The 13,862-nt window shown below is 72.5% G+C and carries 11 protein-coding genes; 3 read left to right on the top strand and 8 right to left on the bottom strand.

The features are described from left to right. Positions 1-207 precede the first annotated feature (207 nt). Positions 208-870 carry a VOC family protein gene (locus H9623_RS08065; protein ID WP_193719541.1) on the bottom strand — a complete coding sequence of 221 codons (663 nt, stop codon included), beginning with the start codon at positions 868-870 and terminating at the stop codon, positions 208-210. 172 nt (positions 871-1,042) lie between these two features. Further along, entirely contained in the window at positions 1,043-2,743 is a 1,701-nt protein-coding gene (gene ilvD / locus H9623_RS08060; RefSeq protein WP_193719540.1) for a dihydroxy-acid dehydratase, read from the bottom strand. An 80-nt stretch (positions 2,744-2,823) separates the two neighbouring features. On the opposite strand from ilvD (H9623_RS08060), the gene H9623_RS08055 reads away from it, so the two are divergent. Continuing rightward, positions 2,824-3,438, top strand: a complete 615-nt coding sequence (locus H9623_RS08055) for a hypothetical protein (protein WP_193719539.1) — start codon at positions 2,824-2,826, stop codon at positions 3,436-3,438. Between the two features lie 99 nt (positions 3,439-3,537). Here the strand turns inward: H9623_RS08055 and ilvD (H9623_RS08050) are convergent, their stop codons facing one another. Continuing rightward, complete coding sequence (gene ilvD, locus H9623_RS08050; protein ID WP_193719538.1) at positions 3,538-5,400, bottom strand: dihydroxy-acid dehydratase; 1,863 nt, start codon at positions 5,398-5,400, stop codon at positions 3,538-3,540. A 422-nt stretch (positions 5,401-5,822) separates the two neighbouring features. Between ilvD (H9623_RS08050) and H9623_RS08045 the strand changes: the two genes are divergently transcribed. Further along, positions 5,823-6,422, top strand: coding sequence for a DoxX family protein (locus tag H9623_RS08045; RefSeq protein WP_227748374.1), 600 nt, complete (start codon positions 5,823-5,825; stop codon positions 6,420-6,422). Positions 6,423-6,507: 85 nt separating this feature from the next. Here H9623_RS08045 and H9623_RS08040 read toward each other — a convergent pair whose 3' ends face one another. Beyond that, positions 6,508-8,070, bottom strand: coding sequence for a peptide MFS transporter (locus H9623_RS08040; RefSeq protein WP_193719537.1), 1,563 nt, complete (start codon positions 8,068-8,070; stop codon positions 6,508-6,510). Positions 8,071-8,170: 100 nt separating this feature from the next. Between H9623_RS08040 and H9623_RS08035 the strand changes: the two genes are divergently transcribed. Beyond that, positions 8,171-9,547 (top strand): cryptochrome/photolyase family protein, encoded by a 1,377-nt coding sequence (locus tag H9623_RS08035; protein ID WP_193719627.1) that lies wholly within the window; start codon positions 8,171-8,173, stop codon positions 9,545-9,547. Between the two features lie 85 nt (positions 9,548-9,632). Here H9623_RS08035 and H9623_RS08030 read toward each other — a convergent pair whose 3' ends face one another. Genes H9623_RS08030 through gatC form a run of 4 tightly spaced genes read right to left on the bottom strand, consistent with a single transcriptional unit; the run spans position 9,633 to position 13,556 of the window. Then, complete coding sequence (locus H9623_RS08030) at positions 9,633-10,205, bottom strand: GNAT family N-acetyltransferase (protein WP_321575345.1); 573 nt, start codon at positions 10,203-10,205, stop codon at positions 9,633-9,635. Between the two features lie 32 nt (positions 10,206-10,237). After that, a complete protein-coding gene (gatB, locus tag H9623_RS08025) occupies positions 10,238-11,746 on the bottom strand; it encodes an Asp-tRNA(Asn)/Glu-tRNA(Gln) amidotransferase subunit GatB (protein ID WP_193719536.1) in 1,509 nt (502 codons plus the stop codon). After that, positions 11,743-13,260: an Asp-tRNA(Asn)/Glu-tRNA(Gln) amidotransferase subunit GatA gene (gene gatA, locus H9623_RS08020; protein WP_193719535.1), complete on the bottom strand. Its 1,518-nt coding sequence runs from the start codon at positions 13,258-13,260 to the stop codon at positions 11,743-11,745. The genes gatB and gatA overlap by 4 nt, the downstream gene beginning before the upstream one ends. After that, positions 13,260-13,556: an Asp-tRNA(Asn)/Glu-tRNA(Gln) amidotransferase subunit GatC gene (gene gatC, locus H9623_RS08015; RefSeq protein ID WP_030152198.1), complete on the bottom strand. Its 297-nt coding sequence runs from the start codon at positions 13,554-13,556 to the stop codon at positions 13,260-13,262. The genes gatA and gatC overlap by 1 nt, the downstream gene beginning before the upstream one ends. Positions 13,557-13,862: the final 306 nt, after the last annotated feature.

Below are 13,862 nucleotides of genomic sequence, written 5' to 3'. Positions count from 1 at the left end.
CCCGGCTCGCGGCGGCGCCGCGGGAGACCCTGGTGCGCGAGGTGGTGCCCGCAGGGGCGCGCCTCGCGCACCAGGGTCTTCCTCGTCCGGGGGTCACCAGGTCTCGGCGCCCTCGAGCGACGTGGCCCGCCGCGCGACGTCCTGGTCCGGGGCTGCCGGACGCTGGTCGCCCCCGCGCCGGACGGAGGTGCGCGCCGCGGCGACGGGTCAGTCGCGCGACTGCCACGTGCACAGGCACGCCTCGTTGCCCTCGACGTCGGCCAGGACCCAGAACGCGGGCGCGCGCCGGTCCGAGACGAGGTGACCGCCCGCAGCGATGGCCGCGGTCACACGAGCCTCGACCTGGTCGTGCGGTACCGAGACGTCGAGGTGGATGCGGTTGCGCTGGGGACGGGGAGCATCCATCTGCTGGAACCAGACCGGCGGCCCGTACCCCGCGGGGTCGGTGAGCCCCAGGCCCTCGTCCTCGGGCGGCGCCTCCGCGTAGCCGAGCACCGCTCGCCAGAAGGGCCGGACGGCGGGCCGGTCCAGGGCGTCGATCGCGATCTCGACCTCGAGCAGGCCGTCCGTCTCGGCGGGGTGCTCGAGCTCCTTGGCCACGAGCGAGATCCGCCGCGCCAGGGTCAGGTCGCGCCGGCTCAGGCCGCCCACGTCGCGCGAGGACACGCGCACCGTGACGGTCGCGTAGCGCAGGTCGACGTCGGGGTGGTGGTTCATGCCCTCGGCCAGCTCGCCGATCGCGTCGATCAGCTCGACGCCCGCGGTGAACGAGCCGGTGCGGAAACGGGTCTGCGCGGTGCCCAGGACGACGCGCCAGTCCTCCACCCCGTCGCTGTCGTGGAACTGTCGGGCGGTGATCGCGTCGCTCATGGCTGCTGCTCCGGGTGAGGGATCGGGGAACCGAGGTCGATCGAGGGCCGACGGGCCCCCGACCACTATCCCGCAGCCCGGTGCACGTCGCCAGCACTCGCGACCGCTGGTGCCGAGCACGGGGCGAGGCCGTTCTGCCCGTCGGGACGACCACCACCCCGCGCGTGACCACCTACTCGAGGATCGCGCCGCGCGAGGCCGACTGCACGAGCTTGGCGTACTTGGCGAGGACTCCCCGGGTGAACGTGGGGGCGAGGGGAGCCCAGCCGGCACGGCGGGCCTCGATCTCGGCCTCCTCGACCAGCAGGTCGAGCGTCTTGCGCGCGACGTCGAGGCGGATGCGGTCGCCGTCGCGCACGAACGCGATGGGGCCCGCGTCGACGGCCTCCGGAGCCACGTGCCCCACGCACAGCCCGGTCGTCCCGCCCGAGAAGCGCCCGTCGGTCAGGAGCAGCACGGTCTTGCCGAGCCCGGCCCCCTTGATGGCTCCCGTGATCGCGAGCATCTCGCGCATGCCCGGCCCGCCCTTGGGGCCCTCGTACCGGATGACGACGACGTCGCCGTCCGTGATGGTCCCGTCCTCGAGGGCGTCGAGGGCCGCGCGCTCGCGCTCGAACACGCGGGCGGTGCCCTCGAACACGTCGGAGTCGAAGCCCGCGGACTTCACGACGGCCCCCTCGGGGGCGAGCGAGCCGCCGAGGATCGTGATGCCGCCCGTGCGGTGGATGGGGTTGTCGAGCGCGCGCAGGATCTTGCCGTCGGGGTCGGGCGGCGCCAGGTCCGCGAGGTTCTCACTGACCGTCCGGCCCGTGACCGTCAGGGCGTCGCCGTGGATCAGCCCCGCGTCGAGCAGCGCCTTCATGACCACGGGCACGCCGCCGATGCGGTCGACGTCGTTCATGACGTACCGGCCGAACGGCTTGAGGTCGCCCAGGTGCGGGACCTTCGCGGCCACCCGGTCGAAGTCGGCGAGCGTCAGCTCGACCTCGGCCTCGTGCGCGATCGCGAGCAGGTGCAGGACCGCGTTGGTCGAGCCGCCGAACGCCATGACCACGGCGATGGCGTTCTCGAACGCCTCCTTGGTCATGATGTCGCGCGCCGTGATGCCGCGGCGCAGCAGCTCGACCACGGCCTCGCCCGAGCGGTGCGCGAAGTTGTCGCGGCGGCGGTCCGCGGAGGGTGGGGCGGCCGAGCCGGGCAGCGACATGCCCATGGCCTCGGCGACCGACGCCATGGTGTTCGCGGTGTACATGCCGCCGCACGCCCCCTCGCCCGGGCAGATGGCCCGCTCGATGCGGTCCAGGTCACCCTTGCTCATGAGTCCGCGCGAGCACGCCCCGACGGCCTCGAACGCGTCGATGAGCGTGACGTCCTTCTCGGTGCCGTCCTCGAGCTTGACCCAGCCGGGCATGATCGAGCCCGCGTAGAGGAACACGCTCGCGAGGTCGAGGCGCGCGGCGGCCATGAGCATGCCGGGCAGCGACTTGTCGCAGCCCGCCAGCAGCACGGACCCGTCGAGCCGCTCGGCCTGCATGACGGTCTCGACCGAGTCCGCGATGACGTCGCGGGACACGAGCGAGAAGTGCATGCCCTCGTGCCCCATCGAGATGCCGTCGGACACCGAGATCGTGCCGAACTGCAGCGGGTACCCGCCGCCCGCGTGCACGCCCTCCTTGGCCCCCTGCGCGAGCCGGTCGAGCGACAGGTTGCACGGCGTGATCTCGTTCCACGAGCTCGCGATGCCGATCTGGGGCTTGCCCCAGTCCTCGTCCCCCATCCCGACGGCGCGGAGCATCCCGCGCGAGGCCGTGGCCTCGATGCCGTCGGTCACGGTGCGGGAGCGGGGCTTGATGTCGATGTCGTCGCTGGCCATACCCGAGTATCTCGTCACGCGGTGCGGCGGGCCACAAGACGCCCGGCGTGCGCGGCGAGGGCGTGTGGCAGGATGCCCGCGTGACTGCAACGACGCCGCACCGTTCACCTGCCGACGCCCGCCCTCACGCCCTCGCGGCCCGCCGCCGGCGGGCCGTCGGTCTGCTCCCCTTCCTGCTCGTGGCCCTCGTGGGCTGCACGGGCACCGGCACCGGCACCGGGACCGCGGGCGGCGGGGCGGCCCCTGCACCGTCGGCCTCCGTGCCCGCACCGGGAGCCTCGGGCTCCCCCGGTGGGGGGACGCCCGGCGAGCCGGCCCCCGCCGTGCCGTCGCCCGGCGCCGTCACGGGCACGTCGCCGGAGGACGCCTTCCGTGCGTGGCTCGCCGCGAGCCGTGCGCCTGACGTGGAGACCGCCTGCGGGTACCTGGCTCCGGCGCTCGTCGACCGGATGGTCGCGGAGATGACGACGCAGGGCTGGCCCGGCATCACGGACTGCGCGTCGATGACCACGACGACGGCCGGGCTCTACGCGGCCGTCGGCGACGTGGCGGAGGTCGAGGTCACGGTCCGGGAGGAGCGCCCCGACGCGACGGTCCTGGCCGTCTCCTACGCGGGAGGGGACTGCGGCACGGCCGTGATGGCTCCCGCAGGGACGTCGTGGGTCATCACGGAGCAGTCCGAGGAGCAGTGCTGACGCGCGACCTCCCCTGACCCGCCCGCCGCCGACCGGCCCCGACGGCGACGGGCCCGCACCCGTGGCGGGTGCGGGCCCGTCGTCGGGCAGGTGGCGGGCTCAGCGCCGCTTGAGCAGCGACACGTCGCGCACCGCGCCGCGGTCGGCGGACGTCGCCATCGCGGCGTAGGCCTGGAGGGCCGGGGACACGTAGCGGTCGCGGTCGACGGGCTGCCACGGGTTCTCGCGCGCCTCCATCTTGGCGCGGCGCTCGGCGAGGACCTCGTCGGAGACGTTGATCCGGATGAGTCGCGTGTCGACGTCGATCTCGATCTCGTCGCCGTCCTCGACCAGGCCGATCACGCCGCCCGCTGCGGCCTCCGGGGACACGTGGCCCACCGAGATGCCGCTCGAGCCGCCGGAGAAGCGGCCGTCGGTGATGAGCGCGCAGACCTTGCCCAGGCCGCGGCCCTTGATGAAGGACGTCGGGTAGAGCATCTCCTGCATGCCGGGCCCGCCCGCGGGCCCCTCGTAGCGCACGACGACGACGTGACCGGGCTGGACCTGCTTGGTGAGGATCTTCTCGACGGCCTCGTCCTGCGACTCGCACACGAGGGCCGTGCCGACGAAGTGGAAGACGTCGGGGTCGACGCCGGCGGTCTTGAAGACGGCGCCGTCCTCGGCGAGGTTGCCGCGCAGCACGGCCAGGCCGCCCTCGACCGTGTACGCGTTCTCGAGGTCGCGGATGCAGCCGTTCGCGGCGTCGGTGTCGAGGTGGTCCCAGCGGTTCGAGGTGGAGAACGCCTGCGTCGTGCGCACGCCGCCGGGGGCCGCGTGGAACAGCTCGACGGCCCGCTCGGTGGCCTTGCCGCCACGGACGTCCCAGTCGTCGAGCCACTCGCGCAGGGTGGGGGTGTGCACCGACGTCACGTCGTGGTCCAGGAGCCCGGCGCGGTCGAGCTCGCCCAGCAGCGCGGGGATGCCGCCCGCGCGGTGGACGTCCTCCATGTGGAAGTCGGGGTGGTTCGGCGCGACCTTGGACAGGCAGGGGACCTGTCGGCTGATGCGCTCGATGTCCGTCAGGTCGAAGTCGATCTCGCCTTCCTGGGCGGCCGCGAGGACGTGCAGGACCGTGTTGGTCGAGCCGCCCATCGCGACGTCGAGCGTCATGGCGTTGGCGAAGGCGGCCTTGGTCGCGATGTTGCGCGGCGCGGCCGAGTCGTCCTCCTCGTCGTAGTACCGGCGCGCGAGGTCGACGATGGTCCGGCCGGCCTCGAGGAAGAGCTCACGGCGGGCGGAGTGCGTCGCGAGGGTCGAGCCGTTGCCGGGCAGCGACAGGCCCAGGGCCTCGGTGAGGCAGTTCATCGAGTTCGCGGTGAACATGCCCGAGCACGAGCCGCACGTGGGGCACGCGGCCTCCTCGACCTGCGCGAGGGCCTCGTCGCTGACGTTGTCGTCCGCGGCGTAGTTGATCGCGTTGACGAGGTTCAGGCGCGTGGAGGCCACGCCGTCGGCGACGACGACCTTGCCGGCCTCCATGGGGCCGCCCGACACGAAGATGACGGGGATGTCGAGGCGCAGCGCGGCGTTGAGCATGCCGGGCGTGATCTTGTCGCAGTTGGAGATGCACACGAGCGCGTCGGCGCAGTGCGCGTTGACCATGTACTCGACCGAGTCCGCGATGAGGTCACGGCTGGGCAGCGAGTAGAGCATGCCCGCGTGGCCCATCGCGATGCCGTCGTCGACCGCGATGGTGTTGAACTCCTTGGAGACGCCGCCGGCCTCGCGGATCGCCGACGCGACCAGGTCGCCCATGTCCTTGAGGTGGACGTGGCCCGGTACGAACTGCGTGTACGAGTTCGCGATCGCGATGATCGGCTTGCCGAAGTCCTCCGAGCCCATGCCGGTGGCGCGCCAGAGCGCGCGGGCACCGGACATGTTGCGGCCGTGGGTGGACGTCCGAGAGCGCAGGGGGCGACTCATGGCGGTTCAGCTCCTTCACGTGGTGCTGCGGCCTGGGAGGTGACCGCTCGGACACACTACGCCCGCCCCGTGCGTGGGACGTCGGTCGTCCGGCTCGTGGTCCCCGCCGGGGCAGCGCTCCCACGGCGCTGCGTACGGGGGTTCCCCCTACGTAGCACCCCCGATACGGGAAAACCCGTCAATTCGCTCAAAGTGTTGCGGGCCGCTTCACCCGGGTGGGAGGTTGGCACGGCTGCCCCGGCAGCGCAGATGCCCGCCGAGACGTGCCGAGGACATGCCCGTGCACGCCCGTCGCCTGCCGGTCCTCGCCGACCGCGGGGGCGCTCGCAGCCCTCGCCGCCAGTCCTCGAACCACGCCCCCGGTGCCCCCGGCGTCCGTCGCCCGCACCGCACGGGCCACCATCGATCAGGGAGACCAGACCATGAGCCACGCCACCGCACTTCCGAGCCGGAACCCGCGCGCCACCGCGACCGACCCCGCCCGCACCTCCGAGACCGGGGTGGCCGCCCCCGACGACACGACGCGCCCCCGGGTCGTCACGAGCGCCGCGGCGCGCGGAGCTCTCGCGCTCCTGCGCATCGCGGTCTCGATCGTCTTCCTGTGGCCCGTGCTCGACAAGACGCTGGGCCTGGGCTACGCGACGCCGTCCGAGCGGGCCTGGCTCAACGGGGGCTCGCCCACGCAGGGGTACCTCTCCTCGCTCGAGGGGCCGCTGGCCGGGACCTTCGGCGCCCTGGCCGGACCGGCGACCGACTGGCTCTTCATGCTGGGCATGGGCGCCACGGGGCTCGCGCTGCTGCTGGGCGTCGGGACCCGGGTCGCCGCGGTCTCGGGCACGCTCCTCATGGCGATGCTGTGGGCCACGACCTGGCCCCTGGCCGCGGGGTCGAACAACCCGATCGTCGAGGACCACGTCGTGACGGCCCTCGTCGTGATCGTCGTGGCGCTGACCCGCGCGGGCGAGACGTTCGGCCTGGGCGGCCTCGCCGCGCGCGTCGGTGTCCCGGGCTGGATGCGCTGACGTCCCGTCCCGACGGCGCTCCGCGCCCGGGTGCATCGCTGCACCCGGGCGCGTGGCGTCGTCGGGCAGCCGCGTGCCCGCGGGGTCAGGACGTCGCGGCCACCGCCTCCTGCTCGTCCGCGTGGCGGATGTGACGCGTGACCCACGGCGCGAGCGCGAACAGGACGAGCGCGAAGGCCATCGTGATGGCCCCCACGACACCGAAGTACGCGGTGTCCGAGGCGCCCTCCGTGACCTGCACGATCTGGGCCGTGATCGCCTGCCCGGCCGCCGGGGCCAGGAACCACAGCGCCATGGCCTGGCTCCGGAAGGCCCGCGGCGCGAGCAGCGTCGTCGCGGCCAGCCCCACGGGCGACAGGCACAGCTCGCCGAGCGTCTGGATGACGTACACCGAGACCAGGACCCAGGCGGGCGCCTTCTCGTCCGCGAAGATCGCCGACGCGCCGGAGAGCCACAGGAACGAGAGCGCGGCGAGCGTGAGGCCCATCGCGAACTTCACGGCTGTCGGCGGACGGTCCTTGGTCTTGACCCAGATCCAGGCGAACACCGGCGCCAGGATCACGATCGAGAACGGGTTCACGGACTGGAAGAACGCGGGCTCGATCGCGATGCCGAAGAAGGAGAGCTCGGTCCGGTTCTTCGCGAAGCTCGACAGCGTCGTGGCCGCCTGCTCGAAGATCATGAAGAACAGCATCGCCGCGACGAACAGCGGGATGTACGCGGTGAGCCGGGACCGCTCGGGTGCCGTGACCTTGGGCGAGCGGAACATGACCAGGAAGTACGCGATGGGGGCAGCGAACGCGATGTAGGACAGGGTGTCGATGAACGTCGAGATCCCGAACGCCCCGGACACGGCCCAGGCGAGCAGCCCCGCGACGGCGATGCCCGCGAGGATGAACAGGCCCAGACGCGCGAGCTTGGGGTACTCCTCGCGCGTGAGCGGGTTCGGGACCGAGTCCCCGGCACCGCCCAGGTACTTGCGTCCTGCGACGAAGAACACGAGCGCGATCGCCATGCCGACCGCCGCGACCGCGAAGCCCGCGTGGTAGCCCCACATCCGGTTGACGAACCCGACGATGATCGGCGAGACGAGCGAGCCCAGGTTGATACCCATGTAGAAGATCGAGAACGCCGAGTCGCGGCGCGGGTCGTCGCGCGAGTACAGCTCGCCCACCATGGACGACACGTTGGGCTTGAGCAGACCCGTGCCGAGGGCCACGAGCGCGATGCCGAGCATCGAGAAGCCCGCCCCGGGGATCGTCAGCGCGACGTGTCCCGCCGCGATGATGATCCCGCCGTAGAGCACCGAACGGCGGGAGCCGATCATCCGGTCGGCGAGCCAGCCGCCCACGACCGACAGCAGGTAGACGCCCGTGCCGTAGATCGAGACCAGGGCGAGCCCGGTCACCTCGTCGAGGGCCAGGCCACCGTTGGCGACGGTGTCCGTCAGGTAGAACAGGAGGATGGCCCGCATCCCGTAGTAGCTGAACCGCTCCCACAGCTCGGTGGTGAACAGCGTCATCAGCCCGATGGGGTGCCCGAAGAATGCGCGATCACGGGGGACGGTGCGCGTCGGGGGCGCCGTCTCGGACTCGAGCCGTGGGTCCGGGAGGTCGGGCTGGACGGGTCGCTCGTCGTTACCGCTCATGGATCGTATTTTCCCACCGGCCGGTTGGTCGGGCCAATCCGGGTGGTCGTGGCGGACGTCACCACCGCGGCCCGGCTAGCGTGGTCGGATGCCTTCCTCCGTGCCGACCGTCCTGTGGTTCCGCCGCGACCTGCGCCTGACCGACAACCCGGCCCTCGCCGAGGCCGTGGGCGAGGCGCGCACGACGGGGGGCGACGTCGTCGGGCTGTACGTCCTGGACCCCGCGCTGTGGGCGTCGGCCGCGCCCGTGCGGCAGGCGTACCTGGTACGGAGCCTGCGGGCGCTGCACGACGCGACGGGCGGCCGGCTCGTGGTGCGCCACGGCGACCCGCGCACGGTCGTGCCGGCGGTGTGCGCCGAGACCGGGGCGCGGTCGGTCCACGTCGCCGCGAGCTACGAGCCGTACGGGCGTCGTCGCGACGACGCGGTCGAGGAGCTCCTCGCCGCCGACGGTGTGGGCCTGCGCCGCACGGGGTCGCCCTACGCGGTCGCGCCCGGGCGGGTCCTCACCCGGGGCGGGACGCCGTTCCAGGTCTTCACGCCGTTCCGCACGGCGTGGCTCGAGCACGGCTGGCGCTCCCCCGCTCCCCTGCCCGACGACGTCGCGTGGGCCGCCCTCGCGTCCGACGGCCTCCCGGACTCGCCTCGGACGGGAGCACGCCTGCCCGCGGCCGGCGAGGCCGCGGCCCGCGACCGCTGGCACGCCTTCCTCGCGGACGGGCTCGCGGACTACCCGACAGACCGCGACCGACCGGACCTCGCCGGGACGTCGTACCTGTCGCCTGCGCTCAAGTGGGGTGAGATCCACCCGCGGACGCTGCTCGCGGACCTCGCGGTGGCCGTGCGCTCGGGGTCCGTGCCGGAGGAGTCCGCCGCGACCTACCGCTCGGAGCTCGCGTGGCGCGAGTTCCACGCCGACGTCCTGTTCCACCACCCCGGAGCCGCCCGGCGCTCGCTGCGGACCGTGGTCCCCGACGACGCCTGGGCCACGGGCCGGACCGAGGACGCGCTGCTCGCCGCGTGGCGCGAGGGCCGCACGGGCTACCCCATGGTCGACGCCGGGATGCGCCAGCTCCTCGCCACCGGGTGGATGCACAACCGTGTCCGGATGCTCGTCGCGTCGTTCCTCGTCAAGGACCTGCACGTGCGCTGGCAGCGCGGGGCCGAACACTTCATGGCCCACCTCGTCGACGGCGACGTGTCGCAGAACCAGCTCAACTGGCAGTGGGTCGCCGGGACCGGGCGCGACGCCGCACCCTACTTCCGCATCTTCAACCCCGTCACGCAGGGCCTGAAGTTCGACCCCGACGGCGCCTACGTGCGCGAGTGGGTACCCGAGCTGCGCGGCATCACCGGCAAGGCCGTGCACGAGCCGTGGAAGCTCCCCGGTGGTGCTCCCGGGTATCCCGAGCGGGTCGTGGACCACGCGGTCGAGCGCAAGGCGTCGCTCGAGGACTTCGCGCGCGGACGCGGCTGAGGGCCCGTCGACCGCGCCCGGTGACGGCAGGACGGGCGCGACCCGGAGGTCACGCCCGTCCTGACATGCCGCTGGGGCACCCGATTCAGAGCCCCGCGCGGAACTCGTCCTCGAGGATGCTCATCACGATCGCGTCCGCCCAGCCGTCGCCGTCCCTGAACGCGTCCCGGAGCCGGCCCTCCTCACGGAAGCCCAACGACTCGTAGAGCATGCGCGCCCGCGGGTTGATGCTGAGCACGTCGAGGCTCACGCGGTGCAGGTGCGGCCCCTCGGGGTGGTCGAACGCGAAGCGCAGCACCTCGAAGATGGCCTCACGCCCGTAGCCGCGCCCCCGGTAGTTCGAGAGCAGGACCAGGCGGAGGTTGGCCGAGAGCGCGTGGTCGTCGATGTCGTTGAGGACGATCTCCCCGAACATCTCGTCGCTCACGAGCTGACCGTCGCGCTGCGCCGCCGACGTGATGGCCCAGTCGTAGCGGCCCTCGCGGTCGCTGACCGTCGCGGCCCACTCGTCGATCTGCTCGCGCGTGAACTCTGCCGTGGTCCCCGTGAGCCGGTTCGACTCCGGGTCCTGCACCGACTCCCACATGCGCTCGGCGTCGCGAGCCTCGATTGGCCGCAGCCGCACCATCTCTCCGAAGAGCTCGGGTCCGCGCGTCACGCGGCCACCTCCCTTGTGCTCCGGGGCACGGCTCAGCCGATCCGCTCGATGACCAGCTCGCGGACGCGCCCGGCGTCGGCCTGGCCCCGGGTGGCCTTCATGACGGCGCCGATGATCGCACCGATCGGCCCCAGGTTGCCCGAGCGGACCTTCTCGACGATGTCGGGCTGCGCCGCGAGGGCCGCGTCGATCGCCTCGAGGAGCGCGCCGTCGTCCGACACGACCTCGAGCCCGCGGGCCACGACCACGGCCTCCGGGTCGCCCTCGCCCGCGAGGACACCCTCGAGGACCTGGCGGGCCAGCTTGTCGTTGATGCGACCCGAGTCCACGAGGGCCTGGAGCTGAGCGATCTGCGTCGGGGTGACCGCGATCTCCGCGAGCTCGGTCTCGCTCGTCTTGGCGTAGCGGGCGAGCTCGCCCATCCACCACTTGCGCGCGGCCGCGGGGCTCGCGCCGGCCGCGACCGTGGCCTCGATCAGGTCGAGCGCTCCGGCGTTCACGACGTCCCGCATCTCGGCGTCCGCGTAGCCCCACTCCCGCTGCAGGCGGTTGCGACGGGCCACGGGGAGCTCGGGCAGCGTGGCACGGATCTGCTCGACCCAGTCACGGCTCGGGGCGACCGGCACCAGGTCCGGCTCCGGGAAGTAGCGGTAGTCCTCGGCGTCGGACTTCACGCGACCGGCGGTCGTGATCGAGGTGTCCTCGTGCCAGTGACGCGTCTCCTGGATGACCGTGCCGCCCTCGTCGAGGACGGCGGCCTGGCGCGAGACCTCGTAGCGGACCGCGCGCTCGATCGAGCGGAACGAGTTCACGTTCTTGGTCTCGGTGCGCGTGCCCAGGGGCGACTCGGGGGTCGCCCGCAGCGACAGGTTCACGTCGGCGCGGACGTTCCCGCGCTCCATGCGTGCCTCCGACACGTCGAGGGCACGGAAGATGTCTCGCAGCGTCTGGACGTACGCGCGAGCGACCTCCGGGGCGCGCTCACCCGCGCCCGTGATGGGGCGCGTGACGATCTCCACGAGCGGGATGCCCGCGCGGTTGTAGTCCACGAGCGAGTACTCGGCACCGTGGATACGACCGGTCGCCCCACCCACGTGGGTGTTCTTGCCGGCGTCCTCCTCCATGTGCGCGCGCTCGATGTCGACGCGGAAGATCGAGCCGTCCTCGAGCTCGACGTCCAGGTAGCCGTCGAACGCGATGGGCTCGTCGTACTGCGACGTCTGGAAGTTCTTGGGCACGTCCGGGTAGAAGTAGTTCTTCCGGGCGAAGCGGCAGGACTCGGCGATCTGGCAGTTGAGCGCGAGCCCGATCTTGATCGCGTACTCGACGGCCTTGCCGTTGACCACGGGCAGCGCACCCGGCAGGCCGAGGCTCACCGGGGTCACCTGCGTGTTGGGCTCCCCGCCGAACTCGACCTCGGCCGCGCAGAACATCTTGGTCCGGGTGCCGAGCTCGACGTGCACCTCGATCCCGATGACCGGGTCGTAGCGGCGGACGGCCTCGTCGTAGTCGACCAGGTCCACGGTTGCGTGTGCGCTCATCGCGCGACCTCCAGCTCCGGGGCCTTGGCCAGCAGGGGCCCGCCCCACGTGTTCTCCAGGGCGGCCTCGAGGGCGGCACCCACGCGGTACAGACGGTCGTCGGCCTTGGCCGGCGCGAGGATCTGGAAGCCGACGGGCAGGCCGTCGTCCGACAGACCGTTCGGCAGCGACATGCCCGGGACGCCCGCGAGGTTCGCGGGGATCGTCGCGACGTCGTTGAGGTACATCGCGAGCGGGTCGTCGAGCTTCTCGCCGAACTTGAAGGCCGTCGTCGGGGCCGTCGGGGAGACCAGGACGTCCGCCTGGGCGAACGCTGCGTCGAAGTCCCGCTGGATGAGCGTGCGGACCTTCTGCGCGCTGCCGTAGTAGGCGTCGTAGTAGCCCGCCGACAGGGCGTAGGTGCCGAGGATGATGCGGCGCTTGACCTCGTCGCCGAACCCCTGGCCACGGGTCGCGGCCATGACGCGCTCGGCCGTGACGGGGCCGTCCTCGGGCTCGACGCGCAGGCCGAAGCGCATGCCGTCGAACTTGGCGAGGTTGCTGGACGCCTCGCTCGGCATGATCAGGTAGTAGGCGCCGAGCGCGTACTTGAAGTGCGGGCACGAGACCTCGATGATCTCGGCGCCGAGCGACCTCAGCAGGTCGAGCGACTCCGTGAAGCGCGCGCTCACACCCTCCTGGTAGCCCTCTCCCGAGAGCTCGGAGACCACGCCGACGCGCAGTCCGCGCAGGTCGCCGATCGCGCCCTGGCGGGCAGCGTCGACGAGCAGCGGCAGGTCCTCGTTGATCGAGGTCGAGTCGCGCGGGTCGTGGCCGCCGATGAGCTCGTGCAGGAGCGCCGAGTCGAGGACGGTCCGCGTCACGGGGCCCGCCTGGTCGAGCGAGGACGCCATGGCGATGAGGCCGTAGCGGGACACGCCGCCGTAGGTGGGCTTGACGCCGACCGTGCCGGTCACGGCCCCGGGCTGGCGGATCGAGCCGCCGGTGTCCGTGCCGATCGCGAGCGGGGCCTCGTACGCGGCGACGGCCGCGGCCGAGCCACCGCCCGAGCCGCCGGGGATCCGGTCGAGGTCCCACGGGTTGTGCGTGTTGCCGTACGCGGAGTGCTCGGTCGAGGAGCCCATCGCGAACTCGTCCATGTTCGTCTTGCCGAGGATCGGCAGACCCGCGGCGCGGATGCGCTCGACGAGCGTCGCGTCGTACGGAGGGATCCAGCCCTCGAGGATCTTGGAGCCTGCGGTCGTCGGCAGCCCCTTGGTCACCACGACGTCCTTGACGGCGATCGGCACGCCCGCCAGGGGGTGCAGGTCCTCGCCCGCGGCGCGGCGCGAGTCGACGTCACGGGCCGTCGCGAGGGCGTCCTCGGTGCTCACGTGCAGGAACGCGTGGACCGCGGGGTCCACGTCGCCGATGCGGTCGAGGTGGGCCTGCGTCGCCTCGACGCTGCTCACCTCCCCGGACACCAGGTGCGCGGCGAGGTCCGCGGCACTCAGCCGCGTCAGGTCGTTCGTCATCATTCCTCCCCGAGGATCTGCGGGACGCTGAAGCGTCCGTCTTCGCTGGCCGGTGCTGCGGCGAGGACGTCCTCGACGGGCAGGGGCGGCACGGGGACGTCGTCTCGGAAGACGTTGGTCAGCGGGAGCGGGTGGCTCGTGGCGGGGACGTCAGGAGTGGCGACCTCGCTCACCTGGGCGATCGCATCGACGATCACGTCGAGCTCGCCGGCGAGGCGGTCGAGCTCCTCGGGCCGGAGGTCGATGCGGGCCAGCACGGCGACGCGCGCGACCTCATCACGGGAGATGGTGGACATGGTGGCCAGTCTAGTGCCCGACGACGACGCTCACCGGGGCCGTGCCGGCCCGTCGTCCGACGGGTCGTCGAGGGCAGGTCCGTGGGACGGATGCGGCGCGGGTGGCTCCGGACCGGGTCGTGGAGGGAGTGCCCTGAGGTGGGTGCCGGGGTCCGGGACCGGGCGTGTGTCCGGGGACGGGAAGGCCCCGGCACGGGTGGGTGCTGGGGCTGTGGGGTGTTGGGGGTATGCCAAAGGCCCACCCCGTGAGGGGTGGGCCTTTGGTGAATGGTTGTCCGGCGGCGACCTACTCTCCCACCCCGTCTC

Source organism: Oerskovia douganii, from assembly GCF_015142735.1.
GTDB classification, from domain to species: domain Bacteria; phylum Actinomycetota; class Actinomycetes; order Actinomycetales; family Cellulomonadaceae; genus Oerskovia; species Oerskovia douganii.
The sequence above is the reverse complement of the archived record's forward strand: the minus strand, read 5'-3'. Positions and strand labels throughout refer to the sequence as shown.